General features: G+C 62.9%; 25 protein-coding genes. 14 read left to right on the forward strand and 11 right to left on the reverse strand.

Annotated elements, in window-relative coordinates; translation table 11 throughout:
- Position 1: 1 nt before the first annotated feature.
- Together BLV18_RS04290 and BLV18_RS04295 are read right to left on the reverse strand one after the other, a co-directional pair.
- Entirely contained in the window at positions 2-2,017 is a 2,016-nt protein-coding gene (locus BLV18_RS04290; RefSeq protein WP_090356554.1) for an ATP-binding protein, read from the reverse strand.
- A 105-nt stretch (positions 2,018-2,122) separates the two neighbouring features.
- Entirely contained in the window at positions 2,123-3,079 is a 957-nt protein-coding gene (locus BLV18_RS04295; protein ID WP_208598842.1) for a putative 2-dehydropantoate 2-reductase, read from the reverse strand.
- A gap of 158 nt (positions 3,080-3,237) precedes the next feature.
- On the opposite strand from BLV18_RS04295, the gene BLV18_RS04300 reads away from it, so the two are divergent.
- Positions 3,238-3,717 (forward strand): YajQ family cyclic di-GMP-binding protein, encoded by a 480-nt coding sequence (locus BLV18_RS04300; protein ID WP_049860634.1) that lies wholly within the window; start codon positions 3,238-3,240, stop codon positions 3,715-3,717.
- Positions 3,718-3,817: 100 nt separating this feature from the next.
- Positions 3,818-4,666, forward strand: coding sequence for a mechanosensitive ion channel family protein (locus tag BLV18_RS04305; protein WP_090356555.1), 849 nt, complete (start codon positions 3,818-3,820; stop codon positions 4,664-4,666).
- Positions 4,667-4,724: 58 nt separating this feature from the next.
- On the opposite strand, the gene BLV18_RS04310 is transcribed toward BLV18_RS04305, so the two are convergent.
- Both BLV18_RS04310 and BLV18_RS04315 read right to left on the reverse strand, forming a co-directional pair.
- The gene (locus BLV18_RS04310; protein WP_090356557.1) at positions 4,725-6,263 is read right to left on the reverse strand and encodes an AmpG family muropeptide MFS transporter; all 1,539 of its coding nucleotides are present in this window, start codon (positions 6,261-6,263) and stop codon (positions 4,725-4,727) included.
- A gap of 41 nt (positions 6,264-6,304) precedes the next feature.
- Positions 6,305-6,673 (reverse strand): MGMT family protein, encoded by a 369-nt coding sequence (locus BLV18_RS04315; protein WP_056845063.1) that lies wholly within the window; start codon positions 6,671-6,673, stop codon positions 6,305-6,307.
- An 81-nt stretch (positions 6,674-6,754) separates the two neighbouring features.
- On the opposite strand from BLV18_RS04315, the gene BLV18_RS04320 reads away from it, so the two are divergent.
- The 9 genes from BLV18_RS04320 (at position 6,755) to BLV18_RS04360 (ending at position 14,519) form a co-directional block, all read left to right on the forward strand.
- Complete coding sequence (locus tag BLV18_RS04320) at positions 6,755-7,762, forward strand: DUF481 domain-containing protein (RefSeq protein ID WP_056845064.1); 1,008 nt, start codon at positions 6,755-6,757, stop codon at positions 7,760-7,762.
- 156 nt (positions 7,763-7,918) lie between these two features.
- Positions 7,919-8,410 carry an FxsA family protein gene (locus BLV18_RS04325; protein WP_090356558.1) on the forward strand — a complete coding sequence of 164 codons (492 nt, stop codon included), beginning with the start codon at positions 7,919-7,921 and terminating at the stop codon, positions 8,408-8,410.
- A gap of 249 nt (positions 8,411-8,659) precedes the next feature.
- Positions 8,660-8,953: a co-chaperone GroES gene (locus BLV18_RS04330; RefSeq protein WP_043186886.1), complete on the forward strand. Its 294-nt coding sequence runs from the start codon at positions 8,660-8,662 to the stop codon at positions 8,951-8,953.
- Positions 8,954-8,998: 45 nt separating this feature from the next.
- A complete protein-coding gene (gene groL, locus BLV18_RS04335; RefSeq protein WP_056845066.1) occupies positions 8,999-10,645 on the forward strand; it encodes a chaperonin GroEL in 1,647 nt (548 codons plus the stop codon).
- A 134-nt stretch (positions 10,646-10,779) separates the two neighbouring features.
- The gene (colR, locus tag BLV18_RS04340; protein WP_043186890.1) at positions 10,780-11,463 is read left to right on the forward strand and encodes a two-component system response regulator ColR; all 684 of its coding nucleotides are present in this window, start codon (positions 10,780-10,782) and stop codon (positions 11,461-11,463) included.
- Positions 11,453-12,742, forward strand: coding sequence for a sensor histidine kinase (locus BLV18_RS04345; RefSeq protein WP_056845067.1), 1,290 nt, complete (start codon positions 11,453-11,455; stop codon positions 12,740-12,742). The genes colR and BLV18_RS04345 overlap by 11 nt, the downstream gene beginning before the upstream one ends.
- Before the next feature lie 147 nt (positions 12,743-12,889).
- Positions 12,890-13,570, forward strand: a complete 681-nt coding sequence (locus BLV18_RS04350) for a class I SAM-dependent methyltransferase (protein WP_049860642.1) — start codon at positions 12,890-12,892, stop codon at positions 13,568-13,570.
- Between the two features lie 5 nt (positions 13,571-13,575).
- Positions 13,576-14,292, forward strand: coding sequence for a lipopolysaccharide kinase InaA family protein (locus BLV18_RS04355; protein ID WP_090356559.1), 717 nt, complete (start codon positions 13,576-13,578; stop codon positions 14,290-14,292).
- Positions 14,292-14,519: a hypothetical protein gene (locus tag BLV18_RS04360; RefSeq protein ID WP_090356560.1), complete on the forward strand. Its 228-nt coding sequence runs from the start codon at positions 14,292-14,294 to the stop codon at positions 14,517-14,519. Before BLV18_RS04355 ends, BLV18_RS04360 begins: the two co-directional genes overlap by 1 nt.
- Positions 14,520-14,539: 20 nt before the next feature.
- Here the strand turns inward: BLV18_RS04360 and BLV18_RS04365 are convergent, their stop codons facing one another.
- The 7 genes from BLV18_RS04365 to BLV18_RS04395 all read right to left on the reverse strand — a co-directional run bounded on the left by BLV18_RS04365 (position 14,540) and on the right by BLV18_RS04395 (position 23,516).
- On the reverse strand, positions 14,540-15,649 hold the full coding sequence (locus tag BLV18_RS04365) for a DUF1513 domain-containing protein (RefSeq protein ID WP_090356562.1): 1,110 nt from the start codon (positions 15,647-15,649) through the stop codon (positions 14,540-14,542).
- Between the two features lie 2 nt (positions 15,650-15,651).
- Positions 15,652-16,716, reverse strand: a complete 1,065-nt coding sequence (locus tag BLV18_RS04370) for an imelysin family protein (RefSeq protein WP_090356563.1) — start codon at positions 16,714-16,716, stop codon at positions 15,652-15,654.
- 25 nt (positions 16,717-16,741) lie between these two features.
- Positions 16,742-18,169, reverse strand: coding sequence for a di-heme oxidoreductase family protein (locus tag BLV18_RS04375; protein WP_090356566.1), 1,428 nt, complete (start codon positions 18,167-18,169; stop codon positions 16,742-16,744).
- A gap of 160 nt (positions 18,170-18,329) precedes the next feature.
- Complete coding sequence (locus BLV18_RS04380) at positions 18,330-19,679, reverse strand: imelysin family protein (protein WP_090356568.1); 1,350 nt, start codon at positions 19,677-19,679, stop codon at positions 18,330-18,332.
- Between the two features lie 127 nt (positions 19,680-19,806).
- The gene (locus BLV18_RS04385) at positions 19,807-21,876 is read right to left on the reverse strand and encodes a putative bifunctional diguanylate cyclase/phosphodiesterase (protein ID WP_090356570.1); all 2,070 of its coding nucleotides are present in this window, start codon (positions 21,874-21,876) and stop codon (positions 19,807-19,809) included.
- Positions 21,877-22,133: 257 nt separating this feature from the next.
- The gene (locus tag BLV18_RS04390; RefSeq protein ID WP_043186911.1) at positions 22,134-22,730 is read right to left on the reverse strand and encodes a superoxide dismutase; all 597 of its coding nucleotides are present in this window, start codon (positions 22,728-22,730) and stop codon (positions 22,134-22,136) included.
- 186 nt (positions 22,731-22,916) lie between these two features.
- On the reverse strand, positions 22,917-23,516 hold the full coding sequence (locus BLV18_RS04395; RefSeq protein WP_056845075.1) for a LysE/ArgO family amino acid transporter: 600 nt from the start codon (positions 23,514-23,516) through the stop codon (positions 22,917-22,919).
- A gap of 89 nt (positions 23,517-23,605) precedes the next feature.
- On the opposite strand from BLV18_RS04395, the gene BLV18_RS04400 reads away from it, so the two are divergent.
- From BLV18_RS04400 to BLV18_RS04410, 3 genes are all read left to right on the forward strand, one after another.
- A complete protein-coding gene (locus tag BLV18_RS04400) occupies positions 23,606-24,496 on the forward strand; it encodes a LysR family transcriptional regulator ArgP (RefSeq protein WP_090356573.1) in 891 nt (296 codons plus the stop codon).
- Positions 24,497-24,633: 137 nt separating this feature from the next.
- The gene (locus tag BLV18_RS04405) at positions 24,634-25,632 is read left to right on the forward strand and encodes an NAD-dependent epimerase/dehydratase family protein (protein WP_090356575.1); all 999 of its coding nucleotides are present in this window, start codon (positions 24,634-24,636) and stop codon (positions 25,630-25,632) included.
- Between the two features lie 90 nt (positions 25,633-25,722).
- Positions 25,723-26,562: an ATPase gene (locus BLV18_RS04410; protein WP_090356577.1), complete on the forward strand. Its 840-nt coding sequence runs from the start codon at positions 25,723-25,725 to the stop codon at positions 26,560-26,562.
- Positions 26,563-26,588 lie beyond the last annotated feature (26 nt).

Consider the following 26,588-nt stretch of genomic DNA (forward strand, 5'->3'; position numbering starts at 1 on the left):
TTCATATCTCCGTGGTGGTGAGGGGCAGCGGATTGCCGGCCAATGGCAGGCGCAGCGTGAAGCAGGTGCCCTGGCCGGGGCTGGACTGCACTTCCATCTGGCCCTTGTGGTTGTTGGTGATGATGAAGTAGGACACCGACAGGCCCAGCCCGGTGCCCTGGCCGATCTCCTTGGTGGTGAAGAACGGTTCGAAGATGCGCTTGCGCACGCTCTCGGGCATTCCCACACCGTTGTCCTCGACCTGGATTTCAGCCCATGGCGGGTTCAGTCGCGTGCGCAGGGTGATGCGTCCCGGTTCCTGTTCGTCGTTGCGCTGATGAATGGCCTGGGCGGCATTCTTCAGCAGGTTGAGCAGCACCTGCTCCAGTTCGTTGGCCGTGCCGGGCACCGGGCCCAGTGCCGGGTCGAACTGGCGCACGATGTTCTGCCCCTTGAAGTCGAAACCGATCGCCAGGTCGAAGTCGTTGCCGGCGATTTCCACGGCTTGATCGATCAGCGCCGGCAGCTCGCAGGGCGCCATTTCCCGGGTGCTGCGGCGGCTGAAGCTGAGCATGTGGGTGACGATCTTCGCGGCCCGTGCGCCAGCCTGCTGGATACCGTCGAGCAACTGCGGGATTTCTCGTCCTTGCAGGTAGGCGTTCACCGCGGCCAGATCGATACCGGCGTCGCTGGCTTGTTCGAGGTTCTTCGGCAGGTCGGCCGAGAGGCGCCGCCTGACGTTCTGCACGTTGTGCAGGATCGCGCCCAGGGGGTTGTTGATCTCGTGAGCCATCCCCGCTGCGAGGCCGCCGACCGAGAGCATCTTTTCCGACTGCACCATCATTTCTTCCAGCGACAGGCGCTGGGTGATGTCGTCGATACGAATCACCACCCCGCGGCCGGCGCCGCCCATCAGCGGATAGAAGGTCAGCGCGTAATGGCGGGGCGTATCGTCCTTGACCCAGGTCACCCGCTCGATCTTGGCCACCGTGTGTTGTTCGACGGTGGTCTTGAGTTGCGGCAGGAACGGCTTGAGTGGGGCGAACGCGAGAAAGATCGGCTGGTTCAGCGCCTCGTCCAGCGGCGTGCCGGAAAGGGCGCTGGCCTCCTGGTTCCATTGGGTGACGTACAGTTGCTCGTCGAGGGCGATGAGTGCCGACGGCATGGAGTCGATGATGCTGTTGAGGTAGTTCTGGAAACCGGTGAGCTTCTTTTCGATCTTGCTGCGCACCTGGACTTCAAGTTCGAGCTTGCGGTTGGTGTGGCGGGTTTCCTCGGCCAGTCCCTGGGCCTGGTCGTAGGCGGCCTGAGACTCGTCGCGGGCTCGCTTGAGCTGCTGTTCGCGCGCCTCGATGCGCGAAAGCATGGTGTTGAAGGCTTCCGCCAGACTGCCGATCTCGTCATGGTTGCCGCGGCCTGCGCGCAAGGCGTAGTTCTCCTCGCGGGTGACCTGGCGCGACAGTTCTTCGAGGCGATAGATGGGCTGGGTGATCAGGCGCTTGATCTGCCGGGCGATGACCAGCCACAACAATACGCTGAACACCAGGATGCCGAGGCTCGCAGTGAGGGTGCCGGTGTAGAACGCCACGGGCAGCTCGCTGCTGGCCACCAGCAACAGATGGCCGGCGTTGGGCAGTGGCACCAACTGGGTGCTGCGGAATTCAGTGGAACGCCAGCTTTCGATGCTGTCGAAGCGCGCGGGCATCTTCAATCGATCGCCGTGCTGCAACTGGGCCAGACGCTCGCCCTGGGCATCGTAGATGGCCGCGGCGCGCAGGGGCGAATAGCCATTGAGCTCTTCGAGCAGGGCCTCGGCCTCCTGCGGCGAGCGCACCGCCCGCTGCGCGAGGCTGGGGTTGGCCAGCAGCCGGCCAATCGTCTGCAGAGCCTGGGGTGCCATGCTCTCCTGGGAGATCCAATAGGCCGCGCTGATGAACGTCAGGTTGGCGACCAGCAGCACGGTGGTCAACAGCACCAGCAGGGCGGCCAGCAGCTTCTGGCCAACCGGCAGGTTCTCGAGTCTCTGGCGCAGGGGCATGGGTGTGATCGCTTCCAAGGCAGTGCAGGGCAGAGCCGCAGTGTAGCAAAGTGTGCTGCGGGCACCGTGAGAGCGCGTATTGTCCGAGAAAGGAGCGACGCGGCTTCAGGGCTTGTGCAGGGCCTTGATCAGTCGTGCCTGCAATGTGTGTAGACCCGGCACCTCGCACTGCCGGTCGAGCGCTGCTGCGCAGGCGTAGCCCAGCAGGTAGTCGACCTCGGTTCGGCGACCTTGGTCGACATCCTGATACATCGAAGAGTAGTTGGCGGCCGTCGCTTGGATGACCCTTGTCACCTCTTCATGCAGCCCGTCGGCGGCGTCTGCCTGGCCACACGCTCGCAGCAGTCGTGCCAGCTCGGCGCACAGCGAGGCCACTTCGTCAGGGTGATCGACCAATGCCCCGTTGCGACAGCCATGCAACACGGTCAGCGGATTGATCGCGCAGTTGAGGGCCAGCTTGCGCCACAGGCGCGATTCGATAGCGTCGGTCCACTGATGCGCGATGCCAGCCCGAGCCAGGTCGGCCAGCAGCGCCGTCGGAGCTTCTGCGCAGTTTGGGTCGGCATTGCCCAGCCAGGTCAGTCCCTGCCCGGCGAAGACCGCTTGGAAGTCACTGGCGCGATAGGCTCCTTCGGTCGTCGAAGCATAGATACAGCGTGTGTGCGGCAGCATCCGCGCCACCGCTTGCTGACTGCCCATGCCGTTCTGCAACAGGATCACTTCGGCGCCCGGCACCAGGCGCGCGGCGACACTGGCGATGGCCGCCTGCGCATCGTAAGCCTTGCACGCCAGCAGCAGACGCGTGATCGGTCCATCACCGGCGACGCTCGTGGCGGGCAGCAGGTGAACATGGGTCTGGGCGCCTTCGGTCAAGCTCAGCCCACCGGCCTGGAGGTAAGCCTGCAACCGTGCGGCATCGCGCAGCAGCAGGTGCACCGGCACACCGGCACGAGCCAGTCGGCACGCCCACAATACGCCCAGGCTGCCGACGCCCAGCACATGCCAGGTCCGATCCAATGGCTGTTCGGCCGCAGGCTCATGGGTGGGGTGTTGCTCGCGCATCGCAGACTCGCTCGAAAAATGGATGACCCGGGCCTGAATTCAAGCCGCAGGTGGCCTTTCACAATGCCGGCTCCCTTATAATGAGCGGGCATTTCAATCGTCAAGCCAGGCGCGCTCCTTCTTTCAACGAGCCGCCGATCATTTTCCGGAGAAAACACATGCCCTCGTTCGACGTAGTGTCCGAGTTGGACAAGCACGAAGTCACCAACGCGGTCGACAACGCCATCAAGGAGCTGGATCGCCGTTACGACCTCAAAGGCAAAGGCAGTTTCGCCTTCAAGGACCTCACGGTCACCCTGACCGCCGAAGCCGAGTTCCAGCTCGAAGCCATGATCGAGATCCTCAAGATGGCCCTGGTCAAGCGCAAGATCGACGTGCAGTGCCTCGAGATCAAGGACGCCTATGCCTCGGGCAAGGAAATGAAGCAGGAAGCCGTGCTGCGCGAAGGCATCGAAAAGGAACTGGCGAAGAAGATCGTCGCCCACGTCAAGGATGCCAAGCTCAAGGTGCAGGCGGCCATCCAGGGTGAGCAGGTGCGCATCACCGGCAAGAAGCGCGATGACCTGCAGGAGGCGATTGCCGCCCTGCGCGCCAAGGAATTCGGCATGCCCCTGCAGTTCAACAACTTCCGCGATTGATGAAACCTTGGGCTGCCCGAGGCGTCGGAGCAGGTGCCCCCGAGGGACGCGATCCCATGTGGTCGGGGGCATACGTGTATTACGGTGGTAGGAGAACCCCATGGATTTGAACGCAGAAGTCGATCATCTGGTAAAGGCTTCACAAGCCTGGATTCCGATGGTCATGCAATATGCCAGCAAGGTCGTCCTGGCGCTGGTGGTGTTGTGTGTAGGGTGGTGGCTGATCAACAGGGTCACCGCCAGCCTGCAGAAACTCTTGGCGTTGCGGCACATCGACCTGGCGTTGCAGCGTTTCATCGGCACCTTGGCCAACGTCGTTCTGAAGATTCTGCTGTTGGTCAGCGTCGCCTCGACCATCGGCATCGAAACCACGTCGTTCGTCGCCGCCATCGGTGGTGCGACCGTGGCCATCGGTCTGGCCCTGCAAGGCAGCCTGGCGAACTTCGCCGGCGGTGTGCTGATCCTGCTGTTTCGTCCTTTCCGTATCGGTGACTGGATCGAAGCGCAGGGTGTGAGCGGTACCGTCGACTCCATCCAGATCTTTCACACCGTATTGCGCACCGGCGACAACCGCACGGTGATCCTGCCCAACGGCAACCTGTCCAACGGCATCATCACCAACACCAACCGTCAGCCTACGCGCAAGATCACCTTCGACATCGGCGTGGACTACGACGCCGACCTGCAGAAGGCCCGCGAGATCCTGCTGGACCTGGCCAGGGACCCACGCGTGCTGCAGACACCGGCACCCGAAGCCGTGGTGGCCGCCCTGGGCGACAGTTCGATCACCGTGTCCCTGCGCATATGGGTGAACACCGGCGACTTCGGCGCAGTGACCAACATGCTCAACGGCGAGATTCGCGATCGCCTGCGCGCCGAGGGTATCGACATTCCATTCCCGCAGCGGGTCATCCGCGTGATGCAGGAAGAAGCCAAGCAGCCAGCCTGAGTCTGTCTTGCGAGGCGCAACGAAAAAGCCCCGGTCGTCATGGCCGGGGCTTTTTTTGTCAGGCCGCTTCTTCGTCGGGCCCCTCGCGGGCGATGCGCGCGTTCTCCTGCTTCCAGTGCAGGGCGATCAGCAGCAGCGTCGGCACGCCGAGCAGGGCGGTGATCAGGAAGAAGTTGTGATAGCCGAACTTCTCGACCATGACCCCTGAATAACCGCCGATCAGGCGCGGCAGCAGGAGCATGATCGAGCTCAGCAGCGCATATTGAGTGGCCGAGAACTTGAGGTTGGTCAGGCTCGACAGGTAGGCGACGAAGGCCGAGGTGGCCAAGCCGGAACTGAAATTGTCCAGCGAGATGGTCAACACCAGCATCTTCAGGTTCGGCCCCATGTCGGCCAGCATCAGGAACAGCAGGTTGGTCCCGGCCGACGTGATACCGCCGATGAACAGGATCGGCAGGATGCCGAAGCGCACGATCAGCAAGCCGCCGAAGCCGGCGCCGAGCAGGGTCATGATCAGGCCGAAGATCTTGCTGACGCTGGCGATCTGGTCCTTGGTGAAGCCCTGGTCGATGTAAAACACGTTGGCCATGACCCCCATGACCGTATCGGACATCCGATAGGTCGCGATCAGCCCCAGCAGCAGCAAGGCTTGCCAGCGGTAGCGCAGAATGAAGTCGTTGACCGGGGTCAGCACCGGCGCCAGCCCGCGGCGACCGACCGACGACAGGCATGCGGCGGTCAGAATGATGTAGAGCAGGGCACGCAGAAATGCCCGGTCTTCGAGCAGCAGGTCGACCAGGCTCTGACTGCCGAACAGCACACTGGCGAAATCGGTGTTGTACAGCTGGGTGAACATGGCCGGTACCGACACCAGCAGCACGATCAGCACGAACACCGACATCAATTGATGGCTGAAGCCATAGCGCGCCGCCGACAATTGCGTGCGCAGGGCCACCGGCGGTTCACGCATGACCAGGGTGGTGATCAGCGCTGGCACCATCAACAAGCCGAACAGCAGGTAGGTGTTGGCCCAGGCCTGATGCAGATAGGCAAATCCGGTGGAGCCGAAGCCTTCGGCGAAATACAGGGCGCCGGCGGTGGCCAGCAGCGCGGCCACACGGTAGCCGGCCATGTAGCTGGCGGCGAGGGCGGCCTGGCGCTGATCTTCGGCGATCTCCAGGCGGTAGGCATCCACGGCGATGTCCTGAGTGGCCGAGGCGAACGCGACCACGACGGCAATGGCGATCAACCACGACAGATGTTTTTGCGGGTCGCAGAAACTCATGCCTACCAGGCCGAGAATCACCAGTGCCTGTGCCAGCACCAGCCAGGAGCGCCGCCGCCCCAGCTTGCCGAGCAGCGGCAACCGCCACTGGTCGAGCAGCGGCGACCATACCCACTTGAAGGCATAGGCCAGGCCGATGAGGCTGGCATAGCCGATGGTTTCACGGGCGACGCCCGCTTCACGCAACCACACCGAGAGGGTCGAAAACACCAGCATGTACGGCAGGCCGGCAGCGAAACCGAGCAGCAGAAGCACAACGGTGGAAGGGCTGGCATAAGCGGCGAGCGCGGCGCGCCAGGTTTTACGGGGCATGGGCTGGAATCTGCCTCAGTTTGCGAAACAAAGCGCGCACTCTAACCGCATGCTTGCTCCGGACGCCAGCCATGGCGTGCCATATCGACGCGATTCTTCATGATCAGTACGCCTTCGCTGCGCAAGCGCGCCCGTTGTTCGGCGCCGCTGGACGTTCCCGCCTCAAGGCTCAGCCGCCCGCCGGCGGCAACCACGCGGTGCCAGGGCAGACGGGTGCCGTCCGGCAGTTGGCTCAAGGTTCGCCCCACCCAGCGCGCCGCGCGACCGAGCATGGCCAGTTCGGCCAGCTGCCCATAGGTCACGACTTTGCCTTCTGGCACTTGGGCCAGCACGGTGTAGAGCGCGGTGCGGCGAATGGCCGCGGCCTGATCGGGGTCATTCTGCAGTTGAGAATTGAACTCGTCTGTCATCTGGGTGTCTGTCCTTGCTCGGATCTAGTCCTACCGAATAATGCCGCATTTCCTACACATCAGAGCCCCCAGAATCTGCCTATGTTGCCTAGAACCCTGCTGTGCCTTGCCCTGGCTTCCACTTCTACCGCGACCTTTGCTGATACGGTCTGGCTGAAAAACGGTGACCGCATCTCCGGCAAGATTACCGTGTTCGACGGTGGCAAGTTGATGATCAAGACCGAATACGGTGGCTCGATTCCGCTGGACTGGAAGCAGATCAAGACCATGGAGAGCGATCAGGAGCTGCTGGTCAAGCAGGATGACTACATGGGCGAGAAGCCCAAGTCGATCAAAGCCGCCGAAGATGGCAAGGTCATTCTGCAGAACGGTGAGGCGCCCAAGACCGTCGAACTGGCCAGCATCCAGCAGATCATCAAGCCCAAGCCCGTGGTCACCGACCTGCAGATCAAGGGCAATGTCGACATGGGCCTGGACTACAAGCGCGCCGAAACCGATACCGACGACTATAACGTCGCCTTCAAGACCACCGCCCGGCACGGCAAGTGGCGCCACATCGGCTCGGGCGAGTACAACCGCGAGTCCCAGGACAGCGTCGTCACCACCGACAATTTCGCCTTGGAATACTCCCTCGACCGCTTCTTCACCGATCAGTGGTTCTGGCAAGGGCGCCTGGATTACAAGCGCGACAAGATCGAAGACCTGGAGCGCCAGCGCACCATCGGTACCGGCCCTGGCTACCAGTTCTGGGATGACGAGCTCGGGGCGTTCTCGCTGGGCGGCCTGTTCAACCGCACCGACTTCCAATACGCCGACGGCGACAAGGACAACTTCTATTCCGTGGCCATGAAGTGGGACTACAACCGCTACCTGATCGGCAAGACGGTGGAGTTCTTCACCAACGGCGAACTCGGCAAGCCGATCAGCAACGTGGCCGATTACAGCCTGGATGCCGAAGTGGGCCTGCGCTACAAGGTTACCGAATGGGCTTCTCTCAACCTCAAGGCCGAGAAGGATCTGGTCAGCGGCACCAGTGGCGCGGACCTTGACAGCACCCGTTACACGGCCGGTTTCGGCGTCGCCTGGTAACCTTGCAATACGCCGACACATGTTCGCGAGGCCGCGAGTGACGCGGGTTTTGCGGGCATGTGCGGTGCCATCGATTCGCCCCTGCCTTGAATTAACGATTTATTGACGTCATCTAGGGTCTACTGGAAGGCATTCTTCCGTAGAGGAAACCATTTGATGCGCGCTTTTCTATTGCTGTTCCTGCTGTTCCCCGTATTGGAACTGTACGTCTTCTTCAAGGTGAGCACCGCAATCGGGTTTTTCCCCACGCTGTTGCTCATTATTGCCGGCTCGGTGCTGGGTGTGCTGGTGATGCGCGTGGCCGGTCTGGCCACGGTTCTGCGCACCCGCGCCAGCCTGCAGCGTGGCGAACTGCCTGCCGAGCAGATGTTCAACGGCCTGGTCACTGCAATGGGCGGTGTCCTGCTGATCGTGCCCGGCTTCATCACCGATGTGTTCGGCGTGCTGTGCCTGCTGCCCTTTACCCGGCATTTCCTGATCCGCAAGGTGCGTGAGCGGGCCCAGGCGCAGGCCATGCGCCAGCGTGCGTTCGCCGATGACATGCCACCCCCGGGTGGTTCGACCCAGGCCTACCGCGCCCATGTGATCGAAGGCGAGGTCATAGAAGGCGAAGTGGTCGGACGCGAAACAGGGCGTACCGATCGTTGAAAAATGCCTTTCAGCTTGTCGACGGCGCCTTCGGGCGCCGTTTCTTTTTCGCCGTCGGCATGGAAATTTTTAACCCTGGCCCTTGTAATCCTGCGCGTCGACCTCATGTATGGGTCACCGCAAGGTTTGTGGCATCAGCGCCACACATGTTTCCGCGTCTTGCATTGCCAGACGCGACCGGTTACGCCGGAAGATCCACGCCGCCGGTACACACCGGCCGATGAAAACCATAATTAGGAGAGATCGACAATGAAGCTTCGCCCTCTGCATGACCGCGTCGTTATCCGTCGCAGCGAAGAAGAGTCCAAAACCGCTGGCGGTATCGTTCTGCCAGGTTCGGCCGCTGAAAAACCCAACCGTGGCGAAATCGTCGCAGTGGGCACCGGCAAGATCCTGGATAGCGGCGAAGTCCGCGCGCTGGCCGTCAAGGTGGGTGACAAGGTGGTCTTCGGCCCTTACTCGGGCAGCAACACCGTCAAGGTCGACGGTGAAGACCTGCTGGTGATGAGCGAGAACGAAATTCTCGCCGTCGTCGAAGGCTGATACCACTGAACGCCCGTTACTCCCCAGTATTCAAGGAAATCGATTATGGCTGCTAAAGAAGTTAAATTCGGCGACTCCGCCCGCAAGAAAATGCTCACTGGTGTCAACGTCCTGGCTGACGCGGTAAAAGCGACTCTAGGCCCGAAAGGCCGTAACGTGATCATCGAGAAAAGCTTCGGCGCCCCGACCATCACCAAGGACGGCGTTTCCGTTGCCAAGGAAATCGAGCTCGAAGATCGTTTCGAAAACATGGGCGCGCAGCTGGTCAAAGACGTTGCCTCCCGTGCCAACGATGACGCAGGCGACGGCACCACTACCGCTACCGTTCTGGCTCAAGCCATTGTCAACGAAGGCTACAAGGCCGTCGCTGCTGGCATGAACCCGATGGACCTCAAGCGCGGCATCGACAAAGCGACCATCGCTGTCGTTGCTGAGCTGAAAAACCTGTCCAAGCCATGTGCCGATACCAAGGCTATCGCTCAGGTCGGTACCATCTCCGCTAACTCCGACAGCTCCATCGGCGACATCATTGCCGAAGCCATGGAAAAAGTCGGTAAAGAAGGCGTGATCACCGTTGAAGAAGGCACTGGCCTGGAAAACGAACTGTCGGTCGTAGAAGGCATGCAGTTCGACCGTGGCTACCTGTCGCCGTACTTCGTCAACAAGCCGGAAACCATGGTTGCCGAGCTGGACAGCCCGCTGATCCTGCTGGTCGACAAGAAAATCTCCAACATCCGCGAAATGCTGCCGGTGCTGGAAGCCGTTGCCAAGGCCGGCCGTCCGCTGCTGATCGTTTCCGAAGACGTCGAAGGCGAAGCCCTGGCGACTCTGGTCGTGAACAACATGCGCGGTATCGTCAAAGTCGCTGCCGTCAAGGCGCCAGGCTTCGGCGACCGTCGCAAGTCCATGCTGCAGGACATCGCTGTATTGACCGGCGGCACCGTCATCTCCGAAGAGATCGGCCTGAGCCTGGAAAGTGCCACCCTGGAGAACCTGGGCAGCGCCAAGCGCGTGACCATCTCCAAGGAAAACACCATCATCGTTGACGGTGCTGGCGTTGAAGGCGACATCCAGTCCCGTATCAACCAGATTCGTCAGCAGATTGGCGAAACGTCCTCGGACTACGACCGTGAAAAACTGCAGGAGCGTCTGGCCAAGCTGTCTGGCGGCGTTGCAGTGATCAAGGTAGGCGCTGGCTCCGAAGTTGAAATGAAAGAGAAGAAAGCCCGCGTTGAAGACGCCCTGCACGCAACCCGCGCAGCCGTCGAAGAAGGCGTGGTACCTGGCGGTGGCGTTGCGCTGATCCGTGCTCTGGAAGCGCTGACCAACCTGACCGGCGACAACGCCGACCAGAACGTCGGTATCGCTGTACTGCGTCGCGCAGTCGAAGCACCGCTGCGCCAGATCGCTGCCAACTCCGGCGACGAGCCAAGCGTTGTGGTCAACGAAGTCAAGAACGGCACGGGTAACTACGGTTACAATGCTGCAACTGGCGTCTACGGCGACATGATCGAAATGGGTATCCTGGATCCTACCAAGGTGACCCGTTCGGCATTGCAGGCAGCAGCCTCCATCGGTGGTCTGATCCTGACGACCGAAGCAGCCATTGCTGACAAGCCGAAAGCCGAAGGCGCAGCTGGCGGCGGCATGCCAGACATGGGCGGCATGGGTGGCATGGGCGGCATGATGTAAGCGAGCCCTCGCGCTCTACCTGTTTACAGGTAAGAAAAACCCCGGCCAGTCATGGCCGGGGTTTTTTTATGCCTGCCCAGCCTATAAGCTGCGCGAGCCCCGTCGGGGCGACAGCAGCACTCGGAGATCTGCCCATGCGAATCCTATTGGTTGAAGACAACCGCGACATCCTGGCCAACCTGGCCGATTACCTGGGTATGAAAGGCTACACCGTCGACTGCGCCCAGGACGGTCTGTCCGGCCTGCACCTGGCGGCCACCGAACATTACGACCTGATCGTGCTCGATATCATGCTCCCGGGCATCGACGGCTATACGCTGTGCAAGCGCCTGCGCGAAGACGCGCGACGCGATACGCCGGTGATCATGCTCACTGCGCGCGATCAGCTCGATGACCGCCTGCAGGGCTTTCGTTCCGGTGCCGACGACTACCTGCTCAAGCCGTTCGCGCTGTCGGAGTTGGCGGCGCGCATCGAAGCGGTCCTGCGTCGTGCCCAGGGCGGTGGTCGTCGCTCGCTGCAGGTCGGCGATCTGATCTACGACCTCGACACCCTCGAAGTCACCCGCGAGGGCCGCCTGCTCAAGCTCAACCCGGTGGGCCTCAAGCTGCTCGCCGTGCTGATGCAGAAGAGCCCCCATGTGCTACGCCGCGAAGTGCTGGAAGAAGCCCTGTGGGGCGATGACTGCCCCGACAGCGACAGCCTGCGCAGTCACGTCCACCAGTTGCGTCAGGTGATCGACAAACCGTTCGACAAGCCCTTGCTTCATACCGTGCATGGCGTGGGTTACCGTCTCGCCGAAGGCCGCGATGGAGTTTAAGCAGAGCCTCGCACAACGCATCATCATCGCCTTTGCCTTGATGAGCGCCCTGGTGGCGGGCGCTTTCGCAGTCGGTATCGTGGCCACCGTGCACCTGGTCGAGGAACGGTTGATTTCCGCAGGCCTGGGCGGCGACCTGCAGCGCCTGCTGCTGATGGACAACGGCGCCGACTGGAGCCACCGCCCCGAACCCGACCAGTTGTTCTACTACGATGGAGGTCCCGGCGAGTTCGAGCTGGCGCCGGACGTGAAACACCTGCCGGTCGGCTTTCACGAGGTATTTCGCGACAAGTTGTCCTACCACGCGATGATCCAGGTGGTCGACGGGCGTCGCTACGCCCTGTTGCAGGACCAGAGCGATTTCGAAGAGCGTGAGCGCGTGTTGTTCGCCGTGGTGCTGGTGGGCTTCGTTCTCAGCCTGGCCCTGGCGATCTTTCTCGGCTGGGTGCTGGCGCGCAAGGTCATGGCGCCCGTCGTGCGCCTGGCGCGTCAGGTCCGCCATCGTGATCAGATCCTCGGCATGGCACCGCCGCTTGCGCCGGACTACACGGCCGACGAAGTCGGTGAGCTGGCCGTGGCGTTCGATGCCACCCTTGGCCGCCTTCGCGATGCACTGACCCGCGAGCGCCTGTTCACCAGCGATGTCAGCCATGAACTGCGCACGCCACTGATGGTACTGGCCAGCTCCTGCGAACTGCTGTTGGAAAATCCGGCGCTGCCCGAGCGATCGCGTGCCCAGGTACAGCGCATCGCGCGCGCCTGCGAGGACATGCGCGATCTGGTGCAGACTTTCCTGATGCTGGCGCGCGCCCAGCGCGATGACAGCGGCCGCGTGACGCCGGCCACGCTGGGCCAGGTCGCCGAGGACCTGATGACTCAATGGCGACCGGCGATCGAAAAGAAGGGCCTGAGATTGGAGTTCGTGGCCGGTGCGCCCCTGAGTCAAACCTACAACGGTACCTTTCTACACGCGGTGATGGGGAACCTGTTGCGTAATGCCCTGCATTACACCGATCAGGGCTTCATTCGCCTGACGCTGGACGCAACTAGCTTCCAAGTGGAAGACAGCGGCGTGGGCATTCCCGAGGCTCAGCGAGAGGCCATGTTCCAGCCTTTCGTGCGTGGCCCTGAAAAGCGCGGGGAGGGGCTGGGCCTGGGGTTGTCGCTGGTTCAGCGCATCTGCGAAGACCAAGGCTGGCAAGTCCAACTGGAGCCTGTCGAACCCCACGGTTGTCGCTTCACCATCGAACTCGGATTGGGCAAGCACGCATTGGCCTGATGCTTGCTTCCAACTGCCGCGTGCCATTACTGTAGGAAATATCCTGTATCACCTAGGAAATTTCTGACAAATTTTTCACAGTGACATGACCTGGCCATGACGGTTGGATGAATAAGGTGTGCGCCATCTGTCCTAGAGGCGTGCCCCATGTCCGATCCCGTCAAGTTGGAATTTTCCGAGAAGTATGACCGCGCCCACGCGCAGAAATATTTTGATAAACATCGCAACAGTTTTGCTCGACGCATGTCACACAGGCGCGACGAGCAACTGGCCCGCAAGGCACTGGCACTGGTCGGCGAGCCCGGCCTGGTGCTGGACCTGCCATGCGGTGCCGGTCGTTTCTGGCCGCTGCTGGCCGAGAAGCACAACCGCGTGATCATCGGTGCGGACAATTCGGCGGCCATGGTGGAAACCGCGTGCGCCTCGCAACCCAAGGAGATCGTGGAGCGGGTTCAGCCGTTGCAGACCTCGGCGTTCGATATTGCGCTGCCGGACAATTCGGTAGACAGCATCTTTTGCATGAGGTTGCTGCACCACATCGGTGAAGCCGAACACCGCCTGACCATTCTCAGGCAGTTTCACCGGGTAACCCGTGACAGCGTGGTGTTGTCGCTGTGGGTCGACGGCAACTTCAAGGCCTGGAAGCGTGAGCGGGCCGAACAGCGTCGACGTCTGCGCAACGATCAGGACGAGTATCAGAACCGCTTCGTGTTGCCTGCGGCAACCGTGGAAGCGGAGTTCATCCAGGCCGGTTTCCGTATTCAGGAGCGCCTGGACTTTTTGCCGATGTACGCCATGTGGCGAGTGTACGTTCTACGTAAGGGGTAAGCAGGATGGCGGTTGAGGGCATGACGGCAGGCACGGCGAGCGGCAAGGCCGGCTTCGATCATTACTGGCGGCAACAGGGCGCATGGGTCGAGGAGCCCAACGTGCGCCGTGGCGGCGAAAGCGGCGTGCAACGCCTGTTCGCGGCCGACGGGCAGATGATCTACGTCAAACGTCAGGTCGGACACATCTATCGCAGTTGGCTGCACCCGTTCGGTCGTCCCACGGTGTTGCGCGAACGTGATGCGTTGACCGCGCTCTACCAACTGGACGTCAACGTGCCGAAGATGATCTTCTGCGGCACCCAGCGCGACGAGAACAACGAGTGGCAAGCACTGCTGGTGACCAAGTCGCTGGACGGTTTCGAAGAGTTCGAGCATTGGTTGCAGGGCGGCGGTCGCGAGCGTCATGGCGAAGCAGTCTACGAACAGGTTCTGCAGAGCCTGGCGACCAACCTGGCGCGCATGCACCGCGGACGCTGGCAACACAGCTGTATCTACATCAAGCACGTATTCGTCCGGGTCACGGGCGAAGGTAGCAATGCGCGCGGTGAAGTGGCGCTGCTGGACCTGGAGAAGTGCCGTCAACGCATGACCGCTCAGCAGGCGGCCTCACACGACATGAAGCAGCTGCGTCGCCATTCGTCGTTCAGTGATCCGGACTGGCGCAAGCTGATCTACCTTTATGAGGCGGCATTCGGCAGCTCCATCAAAGGTTTACGGTGATGAAACTAGAAATCGCACGAGGTTTGTTTCTGGTGGCGGCGCTAGGCGTGGCCACCGCGGCGGCAGCGGCGTGGGAACAACCGCGCGCGGCCATCCTCAGCGCTGCCCACGGCGAGGGCAACTGTCCGTTGCCGCGTTCGCAGAAGGCGCAGATGGCCGTCACTCCGGACAAGGATTTCATTCTGTTCATGCTGGGCCTGAGCCAGGGCGTACGCACTCAGGGGTAAGGCACCCAGCTCACCTGTATTCAAGCCACGTTCAAGTGCAGGTACAGGTGATTGTCCCAGAGCCCCGACGGCAGTTGCAGCGGCGCTCCCACCAGCTGTGGAGCGCGGCAGTCGTAGTAGCGGCAGCGGCCTTGCCCCGAGGTCACCACGAAACCATCTTCCACGGCACCGACGCCCGCGCAATCGGGCAAGGTGCCGTCGTGCTTCACCGCACCGCTGTCCATGTCCCAGATGAAGAAACGGTTGGCCCTGGGCGCGGTGAGTGCCACCAGGCGCAGCTCGCTGTGCACTGCGACGCTGGCGGTGTAGTGCCCCATCGACTGCAATTGTTCCAGCGAAACGGGGAAGGCCTCAAAGGCCTGGCCCGGTCGCTTGACGGCCAGCAGCGGGGCGCTCTCGTGGCTTGGTCCCATGAACTGCTGACAGGCGAACACGGTGTCGTCGGCACTGATCGCCAGATGCCGCACGCTGTTCATCGGCTGCTCCAGACATTCCTTGCTCAGCAGCGAGCCATCGCGGCGCATCATCACCAGGCTCGGCTGCATGGCGTCCAGATTCATCTCGACCCGGCTTTCGGCTTCGGTGCGGATGCCACCGTTGGCCACCACCAGGGTTTCGCCGTCCGTCATCCATGACACCTGATGCGGGCCGATACCGTGGGTGGACAACTCGCCGCTGTGCACCAGGCGACCGTCGACGAAGCGATAGACACCCAGCATGCCACGGCCTGGATCGGTGGTGTCGTTCTCGGTGGCATACAACCATTCGCCGTCCTTGTGAATCACGGCGTGGCCATAGAAGTGCCGGTCAGGGCGCGATTCCAGGGTTTGCAGCAGCGCCCCATCACGCAAGTCGATCAGGTAACTCTGAGTGCCGGGACGACGCGCGACGAAGAGGGCCACCGGCAAGGTCGGGTGGTCGACGATGTCATGGCAGCGTTGGCCGACCTGGGTGGCGAACACCTCACGGCCGTCCAGCCGATAACCCACGGCGTAGTGCCCGCCATCGGCATCGTCACGGGCCGACAGCAACAGTGGTTCACGCTGTGCGTGCCTGGACAGTGTCCAATTGCCCAGAGTCAGGGCCTTGAGCAGCACTTGGGTCAGCTTCTGCGCCGAGCGTGCGATCATCGTCAGTCACCGTCGTTGGCATTGAAGCCCAGCTGGATGTTCAGGGCGCGGGCCAACTCGCCTTCGTGCAGGCGGTGGACCACGTTGAGGCTGTCGTAGAGGGTGTTGAGAAACTGTTTGCCGGCATCGTCGCCAAGCAGGTCGCCCAGGCTGCGCGTGTTGCTGTCGAGCAGCTTCATGGACGTGGCGTAGGCTGCATCGATCTTGTCGGCCAAGGCTTTCTGGTCGCTGGGCAGCAGGCCGCGCAGGCCCTTGTTGTCGACGCCGACCCAGACGGTCTGCGCAGCCGCCAGACTGGCCCGCACGCTGTGTATCGACTGGGCGCTGCGCCAGGCTTCGGCCTGGTAGGGTTGGGCGATGCCCTTGGTGAGGCGGCCCATGGGCGCGCCGAGCTTCTTCTTCAGGGTGTCGAGTGCGGTGACCTGGGCCCGCAGGACGTCGGCGATGGCCTCGTGAGAATCGGCGTAGCGCTGATTGGGAAACTTGGTCATCTGCGCAAGCATGCCGTCGGCGCTGTTCCAACTGGCGAGAATCTCTTCAGCCAGGGCTTTCTGGTGCTCGCCGATGGCAGTGAGCAGCGGGCAATAGCGAGCCTTCTGCGCGGCATCGGCAATTTCCGGCTTGCTGTCGAAAAGGATGTACTCGTACGCCGACAGCCCCTGCACCACCACGCTGGCCTTGGCCAGGCTCTGTGCATCGATGGGTTGCTCGGCGTTGGCAAGCTGCTCGACCTGGCGCCCGACCAGGTTTTTCTTGTCCGGCCAGAACTGCACCGACCAGGCCTTGTTGCCCTCGGCCAGCGGGCCGATCAGCAAGGGTTGCAGCTCGGCCCAGGCTTTTTGCGCCTTGAGGAAATCAGCGCGCGCGGCGTCCAGTGGCTGGGAGCCTTGGCAGAACGCCAGGGCGCTGGCGGCCAGTTGCCGATCGGCTTCTACCCAACGGCTGTAGGTCGGCAGGATGACCTGCTTGGCGATGGCGGCACTGGTGACGGCTTGCTGGTCTTGGGGCGAGCAGGCGCCCAGTGCCAGGGCGGCGAGGCCGGTGAAGAGCAGCTTGGGACGGAACATGTAGGCTCCTGAAACGTGTAGTCATCTAGAGAGAGTTCAAGAACGCCAGCAGCGCAGCGCGCTGCTGGTCGTCGAATTGCAATACCTGCTGTTTCGCCGCTTCGGCCTCACCGCCATGCCACAGCACGGCTTCGAGCAGGTTGCGCGCACGGCCGTCGTGAAGGAACTGGCTGTGCCCACTGACCGTTTCGCTCAAGCCGATGCCCCACAGCGGCGGCGTCCGCCAGTCCTGTGCGCCGGCCTTGAACTCGCTGCGTCCGTCGGCAAGGCCGGGGCCCATGTCGTGCAGCAGCAGATCGGTATAGGGGCGAATCGTCTGGTTGCGCAACTCCGGTTCCGCGGCGTCGCTGGCCGTCGTGTATTGCGCCACATGGCAACCCTGACAGCCAGCCTGGTAGAACAGATTCTTGCCGGCCAGTACCTGCGCAGAGTCGACGTCGCGGCGCGCCGGTACGCCCAGGTTGCGGGTGTAGAACAGCACCAGGCGCAGAATGTTATCACTGACTTCGGGTTCGCCGCCCGGGCCATTGCCATTGATCGCCCCACGGCAGGCGGTTTGCGCCGCCGTGCACTCATCGAACGGACGCAGCGAAGTGGTCAGCCCCATGTCGCCGGAGAAGGCATGCACATTCTGCTGATTCAGGTTGGGCTGCCCGGCTTTCCAGCCGAAGCGGCCGAGCACGGTACGGTTCTGGGCATCGTCCCATACCTGGTTGGGCCGACCCTTGATCGGGCCGGCGCTCTCGGCCTGGTGGCGGGCATTGGCCAGGATGTCCTGCTCGCTGATCGCTTCGAGCAGGCCCAGACCGATCATCGGTGGCGCGATCCGCGCGGATAAGCGTGTATCGGGATGCAGGTCGCCGTAGCCCAGTTGGCTGATCTGCAGCTGCGGCTTGCGCAGTTCGATCTGCGTACCGTCCTTGAAGCGCACCGGCACGCTCTGGTAGGTCACCCGCACCTTGCCTTCAGGGGCATGACCGGGGATGGCCATGTCCTGCAATTGCGTGCCATAGACCGGTTCGGGCACCACGCCCAGGCGCTCGATCTCGCGCAGGTAGTTCGGGCTGTCGGGCAGCGACAGGCGTACCAGCATCGACACGGCACTCAGCGCGTCGTCCTCGGGCGGGTGGCCGCGACCGTCCTTGATGTGGCAGTTCTGGCAGGCATTGGTGTTGAACAGCGGCCCCAGGCCGTCGCGCGCGGTGGTGGTGGATGGCGCGATGACCCACGGGCTGCGGAAGAAACTGTTGCCCACGCTGAAATCCAGGCGCCGGACCGGTGACAGATTGGCCGAAGGCATGGAGTAGGCATTGACGTCGAATTTGCGCACCGTGGCCTGGCCTGCGCTGTTCGCTTCGCCAGGTTCGGCCTGGGTGAAGCGCGGGGCGTCGTCGCACCCGCCCAGGCTGCAGGCCAGAAGCAGAGAGACGAAGCAGGGCAGGGCTGTGCGCATGGTCTGGAAGCTGTGGGAATCGGTTGAAAGTTTGGCGATGGGGCTGTGAAAGCCTGGCGGGCAGCGGACTCGCCGCCCGCTTCGCCTGTACGGGCTTTCGAGCCTTGGGTGAACGGGCTGCACCGGACGCGCGAGTGCCTGTCGGTGCAGCCCGGATCGATCAGAACTCGTGGTCGGCGGTGTCCGGGTTGAGATCGGTGATCCCCAGTTTGCCGGCGGCCTGCTCGATAGCGCCGGTCTGCTTGACCAGGGCGGCGATGGCATCGCGCACCACTTGCTGGCCGGCGGCGTTATCGCTGCTGATCAGCTGATCGAAGTGCTCGCCCTTGTTGGCGCGGTCGACGATGGCCTGCATCTTGGCTTCGGTGTCGGCCAGGTCGGCCTTCAACGCGGTATCGGTGGCCGGGTCGGCCTTGGCCACCAGCGAGGACAGGCTTGCACCGGTCAGCTTGGTGCCGTCGGTACGGGTGTACTCGCCCAGGTAGACGTTGCGGATACCCTTGGCGTTGTAGAACGCCGAGTTGTGCGTGTTGTCGCTGAAGCAGTCGTGCTCGTCTTCCGGCGAGTTGGCTTCCAGGGCGACCTTCATGCGCTCGCCGGCCAATTCGCCGAGGGACAGGCTGCCCATGCCGAAGAGCATCTTGCGCAGGCCGCTGTCGACCGGCTCGCCCACCAGGGTGGCGCGGTAGTTATCGGCGACGTTGGGTTTCCAGTTGGCGAGCATCTCTTCGAGGTCGCTGACCAGCAGGTCGGTGACGGCCTTGAGGTAGGCACGACGACGGTCGTTATGGCCACCGGTGGCACCGGCGCCTTCCAGGTAGTCAGACGCTGGACGGTTGCCGGCGCCTGGGCCGGTGCCGTTGAGGTCCTGGCCCCAGAGCAGGAACTCGATGGCGTGGTAACCGGTAGCGACGTTGGCTTCCGAACCACCGAGTTCGTTCAGGCTGGCGAGCTTCTCGGGGGTGATGTCGCTGACGTCGACCTTGTCTTCACCGACCTGGATGATTTTGTTGGCGATGATGTTGGCGGTAGCGCCGGGGTTGCCCAGGGCGTGCTCGTAGCTCTTGTCGGTGTAGTCGATCAGGCCTTCGTCCAGGGGCCAGGCGTTGACCTGACCTTCCCAGTCGTCGATCAAGGTATTGCCGAAGCGAAAGGTTTCGGTCTGCAGGTACGAAGGGCGCGAGGCAACCCAGGCGTCGCGGGCAGCTTTGAGCGTGGAGTCGCTGGGCGCGGCAAGGAAGGCGTCGACGGCTTTCTGCAATGCCTGAGCGGTGGTCAGAGCATCTTCGAACGTGGCGTGCACGATGTCGGCGTAGTGGGCGACCACGGCCTTGGCCGCAGCTTCGTCGAGGGTGCCGGAAGCCGTAGGCACCGCCGCCGGGGCCGCCGGCGCGGAGGCAGCCGGGGCTGGGGTCTGGGCGGTGGTGGTTTGCTTGTCCTTGCTGTCGCAGCCGGCAAGAGCGATGGCGATGGCCAGCAGACTGGCGGTGGCCAGGGGCGTACGAATCATGGCGAAATCCTGCGTCAAGAGTGGCGAGCGGGCGCGCGGAGGGCGCGCAAAACTGCGCCATAATGCGAAAGATATGCATTTTCTGTAAAGGGCTAATGTGAAAAAAGCTTCAGGCTGACGCGTTGCGCTAACTCTGCGACGGTGTCGAGGTGAGGTGGGTACGGCTGCGCTCCGATTGCTTGAGCAGGGCCGTCAACTCACGGGCCGCCAGCGGCTTGCTGTAGAGGTAGCCCTGACCCTCGTGGCAGCCCTGGGCGACGATGTACGCCTCCTGCTCCAGCGTTTCGACACCTTCGGCGATGACCTGCATGTTCAAACTCTTGCCCAGTTGGATGATGGCCCGCACGATGGTCGCGTCATCCTCGTCGCTGAGCACGTCCTGGACGAAACTCTTGTCGATCTTGATCTTGTCCAGAGGCAGCGACTTCAGGTAACTGAGCGATGAATAGCCGGTGCCGAAGTCGTCGATGGCAATCAGCGCGCCCGAGCGGCGCAGGCTCAGCAGGTGCTGCGCGGCCGTGCTGATGTCCTCCATCAGGCCGGTTTCGGTCACCTCCAGCTCCAGGCTGCGCGGCGGCAGGCGATACATTTGCAGGATGTTGCTGACGACGCGGGGCAGTTCGTTGTGGTGCAACTGCACCGTGGACAGGTTGACTGCCATGCGCAGGCCGATGAAGCCCTGGTCATGCCACTCGCGCAACTGGCTGCAGGCCTGATTGAGGACCCATTCGCCGATGGCGATGATGCTGCGGTTCTGCTCGGCCAGGGGGATGAACTGATCGGGGGGAACCAGGCCGTGTTCCGGGTGCTGCCAGCGCAGCAGCGCCTCGACGCCGACGATACGGTGGTCGCGGTAGCTGATCTGCGGCTGGTAGACCAGGTGCAGTTGATTGCGCGCCAGTGCCTCGCGCAGGTCCTTTTCCAGCTCGCGGCGTCGGCGCATCTCGGTGTCGACGCTGGCGATGTAGAACTGGTAGCGGTTGCGCGAACGGACCTTGGCCAGGGTCATGGTCTGCTCGGCTTTCTGCAGCAGCTTCTCGGTACTGTCGCCGTCTTCGGGAAACAGGGTGATGCCGATGGTGGCGCGCAGGCGGATCGAATGCTCGTCGAGCGCGAAAGGGGCATCGAGGTCGTCGAGAATGCGCTGCGCCAGCTCCGCAGCCTTGTAGGGCTGTTCGATGTCCGCCTGAACCAGCGCGAACTGGTCGCCGCCCAGGCGTGCCAGGTTGCCGAACCTGCCGCTGTGGGCCCGCAGGCGGTCGGCCAGGGCGCGCAGCAGGAGGTCGCCCGTCTGGTAGCCGAACTGCTCGTTGATGCCCTTGAAGTCATCCAGGCCGACGCACAACACCGCGACCCGACGCTGCAGGCGATGGGCGTCAAGCAGGACCTTGTCCAGTTGTTGCTGCAGCTGCACGCGATTGGCCAGGCCGGTCAGCACGTCGTGCTGGGCCATGTGCAGCATGGTGTCTTCGGCTTCGTGGCGAAGTTGGGTGTTGCGCTCGATGGACGCCAGGAGCTGGTTGGCCGTGTTGACCCACAGGCCCAGCTCATTGTGCTCATGACCGCGTGGCAACGGCAGTTGGTATTCACCGGGCCGGTCGGGATTGATCTGCAGCAGGTGTTCGATGATTCGTGACAGCGGCTTGGTCAGCAGCCAGTGATAGATCAGGTACAGCAACAGGCCCAGGGCCAGGGCGCGCAAGGTGCCGGAAATGAAGATGATCACCGAGCTGACGATGAAGTCCTCGCCATAGGTGGCGGTGTCCAGGGTGATGTGCAGGTCGCCGTAGTATTCGCTGAAGGGTCCGCGACCGACCAGGCGTGTGCTGAAGCTGCGCTCCTGGCCCAGGATGCGATCGGTCAGCCAGCGGCTGCTCAAGCTCTGCAGTGGGCGCGAGCGTTCGGCCAGCATGGCTTCGTTGGGGTGGCCGATGGACGCCTGGCGCACTGCCTCATCCTGAAACAGCCCTTCGATCACCTGCATGCCCATTTCCCGGTCCAGGCTGTAGAGCGCCTGGGTCGAAGGGTCGCGGAACATGGCCAGGATCCGCTCGGCGTCGGCGGAGATGGCCTGGCGGGTCTTGTAGCCATCGAAGACGATCTGCGCACAGCTGAGCACCATGCCCACGACCAGGGCCGACATCAGCACCGCGCGAAGCAACTTGACGGACAAGCTGTTCCTGACTTCCAGCTTCAATGGCAATTCCTTGTGTCGAACGCTTGGCATCAAGATGCCACGAGTATTGGCAACTTACCGTGGGCCGTAAAGCCACAAATGAACGCGAATCGTACCGATTGTCTCGAATGGCGACAGGCGCGCCAGTGTGTCGGCCGGCCTGGATGCATTCTTGAGCGACAATCTGGCAACACGGTAGACCGGAAGTGCCATCGGCGAATGCAGGCGGGCACAAAAAAGCCCGGCACGAAGGCCGGGCTTTTCAGAAACGATGTGGCTTATGCAGTGAAGGCGCGGCCTTCGTACTGCTGGGCCACGAAGTCCCAGTTCACCAGGTTCCAGAACGCCTCGACATACTTCGGACGCACGTTGCGGTAGTCGATGTAGTAGGCGTGTTCCCAGACATCGCAGGTCAGCAGCGGGGTGTCGCCGTTGGTCAGCGGGTTGCCGGCACCGATGGTGCTGGCCAGGGCCAGGGAGCCGTCAGCTTTCTTCACCAGCCAGCCCCAGCCGGAACCGAAGGTGCCGACCGACGTCTTGGTGAATTCTTCCTTGAACGTGTCGAACGAACCGAACGCGGTGTTGATGGCTTCGGCCAATGCACCGGTAGGCTGGCCGCCGGCGTTGGGCGCCAGGCAGTTCCAGTAGAAAGTGTGGTTCCAGACCTGGGCGGCGTTGTTGAAGATGCCACCGGACGACGACTTGACGATTTCTTCGAGGGTCTTGCCTTCGAACTCGGTGCCAGGCACCAGGTTGTTCAGGTTCACGACATAGGTGTTGTGGTGCTTGTCGTGGTGATACTCCAGGGTTTCCTTGGAGATGTGCGGCTGCAGGGCATCGTGGGCGTAGGGCAGCGGCGGCAATTCGAAAGCCATGGTGATTCTCCTAATCAGGTCTGTTGCGGTTTGCGCACGGCCGATCACGGGCGGCCTGAGAAACGTCGGCGAGTTTTTACTCTTTGCGACGCAGTGCCGGATCATAGCATCGGCATGGGGCCTTAACCACGCAACAACTGTGTGGGATAGAGGTTCCAGAGCCTTTGCCTGGCCAGACTGACGGTTTCAGGTGAACACCAGTTGCGCCGCGACCGCGAACATCATCACCGCCACCATCAGGTCGAGCAGGCGCCAGGTGGTGGGGCGTGCCAACCAGGGGGCGAGCCAGGCCGCAGCCAGGGCCAGGCCGAAGAACCACACCAGCGACGCACTGGTGGCGCCGGCCACATAGGCCGCGGGTACGCTTTGCTGGGCGCCCAGTGAGCCGATCAACAGCACCGTGTCCAGGTACACATGGGGATTGAGCAGGGTCACCGCCAACGCACTCAGCAGCACTGCCTTGCGCGAGCGCAGCCCGGTATTGTCGGCCCGTTCCAGGCTCTGCCGCGAGCAGGCACGGCGCAACGCCTGGGCGCCGTACCAGAGCAGGAACAGGGCGCCGCCCCAGCGCGCCACCGCCAGCAACGTCGGATTGTGCGCCAGCAGCGTGGCCAGGCCGAACACGCCGGCGGCCACCAGCAGCGCGTCACAGGTCACACACAGCAGGGCTACGGGCAGGTGATGCTCGCGGCGCAAGCTCTGCGCCAGAACGAACGCATTCTGCGTGCCGATCGCCATGATCAGGCCGAACGAAACCAGCAAACCATTCAGGTAACTCTGCCACATCGGTGTTTCTCCCTTTAGAAGCTGGCCATTGTGAGGACTGGCGCGGTATAAGAAAAACCAATAGTGCTGATCACTCATTAGGGAAACTGATGTTCGATTACAAGCTGCTCGCCGCACTGGCTGCCGTGGTGGAACAGACGGGGTTCGAGCGTGCTGCCCAGGTGCTGGGCTTGTCGCAATCGGCGGTGTCGCAGCGGATAAAGCTGCTCGAAGCGCGGGTGGGTCAGCCGGTGCTGATCCGCGCCACGCCACCGGCGCCCACCGATATCGGCCGGCGCCTGCTCAACCATGTGCAGCAGGTGCGCTTGCTCGAGCGTGACCTGCAGGGGCAGGTGCCGACGCTGGATGAGCAGGGCATGCCCGAGCGCCTGCGCATCGCCTTGAATGCCGACAGCCTCGGCACCTGGTGGGCGGGGGCGGTGGGTGAGTTCTGCATTCGCGAGCAGTTGCTTCTGGACCATGTGGTGGAGGATCAGGACGTCGGCCTCAAGCGCATGCGTGCCGGTGAAGTGGCGGCCTGCCTGTGTGCCAGCGAGCGGCCTCTGGCCGGCGCGCGCAGTCTCTTGCTGGGGGCCATGCGCTACCGGGCGCTGGCCAGCCCCGATTTCATGGCCCGGCATTTTCCCGACGGGTTCGACCCGGCCCATCTGCCGCGCACGCCCGCACTGGTGTTCGGTCCCGACGACTATCTGCAACACCGCTTTCTGGCATCGCTGGGTCTGGCCGAGGGCTTTCTCCATCACCTGTGCCCCTCGTCCGAGGGGTTCAACCGTTTGGCCAAGGCCGGCATGGGTTGGGGCATGGTTCCCGAACTGCAGGTCGAGGACGCGCTGGCCGAAGGCAGTCTGATCGAGATCTGCGTCGGACATCCGGTGGATGTGCCGCTGTACTGGCATCACTGGCGCAACGGCGGACAGTTGCTCGAACGCCTCACGCACCATCTGCGCGACGGTGCCGGGAGCTGGTTGGTGCCGCTGTGAGCCCTGCGCGCGTCTATCGGTAGCAGGCGTCGTCAAGGCGTGCAGTGCACACCCGTAAATCACCTCGAAGCACGCGGCAAAGCCCTTTTCCGGGCGAGCTGCGGTTACACATTGATCGATGTACAGCGGAGCAATTCATGAAGATTCTGGTCACCGGCGCAAGCGGCTTCATCGGCGGACGCTTCACGCGTCTGGCGCTGGAGCAGGGGCTTGAGGTGCGCATCAATGGTCGCCGGGCCGAAGGGGTGGAGCATCTGGTTCGACGCGGTGCGCAGTTCACCCAGGGTGACTTGCTCGACCCCGATCTGGCCAAGCGCCTGTGCATAGGCATCGATGCGGTGGTGCATTGCGCCGGGGCCGTGGGTACCTGGGGCCGCTACCAGACGTTTCATCAGGCCAACGTCGAAGTCACCGAGAACGTCGTCGAGGCCTGTCTCAAGGAGCATGTGCAACGGCTGGTGTACCTGTCGTCGGCGGCGGTCTATGTCGACGGCCGCAGCCACCTCGGACTCAAGGAAGAGCAGGTGCCCAAGCGTCTGCGTGGCCATGAGGCGCGTACCAAGTGGCTGGCCGAGCAGAAGGTGCTGGGCGCCGCCGAGTTCGGCCTGGAAACCGTCGTGCTGCGCCCGCATCGGGTGAACGGCGCTGGCGACGGGCAGCAGTTCGCACGGCTGATCGAGCGGCAGCGCAAGAATCGCCTGCGGATCATCGGTGACGGCTTGAACAAGGTCGATTTCACCAGTGTGCAGAACCTCAATCAAGCACTGCTGGGCGCGTTGTCGGCGGGCGATACCGCGCTCAACCAGGTGTACAACATCAGCAATGGCGCGCCGATACCGTTGTGGGACGTGATCAACTACGTGATGCGCCAGCTCGAATTGCCCCAGGTGCAGCGCTATCGCGATTTTGGCCTGGCCCACGGCAGCGCTGCGCTCGGCGAGGCGGCCTGCCTGCTCTGGCCCAGCCAGCCTCGGCCGCGACTGTCACGCTTCGAGGTGCAGGCGCTGCATGAGCATTTCACGCTGGATATCAACCGCGCCCGACACTACCTGGGTTACGACCCGCGGACCTCGCTGTGGGCATCGCTGGATGAGTTCTGTGGCTGGTGGCGTGCCCAGGGCGCGCCCGGCGCTTGAGCCAATTGCCTCGGTGGTCGGGCGATGGCCGCGGTTGCGAGGTTATACTCGCGGTCCCGGCCATTACCCCGTGACACAAAGGTTTCTCACATGCGCAAAGATGCCCGCGACGACTTCGACGACAACCTGCCCAGCCTGCGCGGCGATACCCGCGACGATGACGACTTTGCCCCGGTGGACGGCGGGCGCGAGCGCGATGCGTTGTATTCGCGCAACACCCCGGTGGTGCGCGTCAAGGCGCCCAGCACCGGCGCGCTGTGGGCACTGATCGGGGCTTTGTTCATCGCCTTGGGCGGGCTGGGGTGGTGGAGCTTCCAGCAGATCAACCTGATGGAGCAGCAGTTGGTGGCGACCCAGGAAAGCTTCGCGCGCATCAGCGAAGAAGCGGCGGGGCGCCTGCAGGATATCAGTGGCAAGGTTGCCAACACCCAATCCACTGCCGTGTCGGGCAGCGAAGCGATGCGGGCCGAGATCAAGCAGTTGCAGGACCAGTTGGCACAGCAGACCCAGCAGCAGAGTGGTGTGGCCGGTCAGCAGAGCACCTTGCAGACACGTCTGGAGCAGGCGGCGTCGCAAGTGGCCGCGCAGCAGGCGCTCAACGAGCAGTTGCAGGCGCAGTTGAAGAGCCTGGGCAGCGAGCTTGCCGCACTCAAGCAGGCCCAGCCGGATACCGGCAAGTTGCAGGCACGCTTGGATGGCCTGGACGGCGAGCTGGCCGCATTGAAGAAGAGCAACCCCAGCGCGCAATTGGAGCGTCTGGAGCAGGACCTGATCGTGCTCAAGAGCGAGCAGGAGAATCGCCCGGCGGCCAGCAGTGGGCCGAGCGTCAATGAATTCGATGCGTTTCGCGGGCAGGCGACGCGCAGCTTGACCACCTTGCAGAGTCAGGTACAGAACCTGCAACAGCAGATCAGTCAGCTGCGGCGCTGAACGGCCGGGCGCGCCTCATGGCGGCC

This window comes from Pseudomonas coleopterorum (assembly GCF_900105555.1).
GTDB classification, from domain to species: domain Bacteria; phylum Pseudomonadota; class Gammaproteobacteria; order Pseudomonadales; family Pseudomonadaceae; genus Aquipseudomonas; species Aquipseudomonas coleopterorum.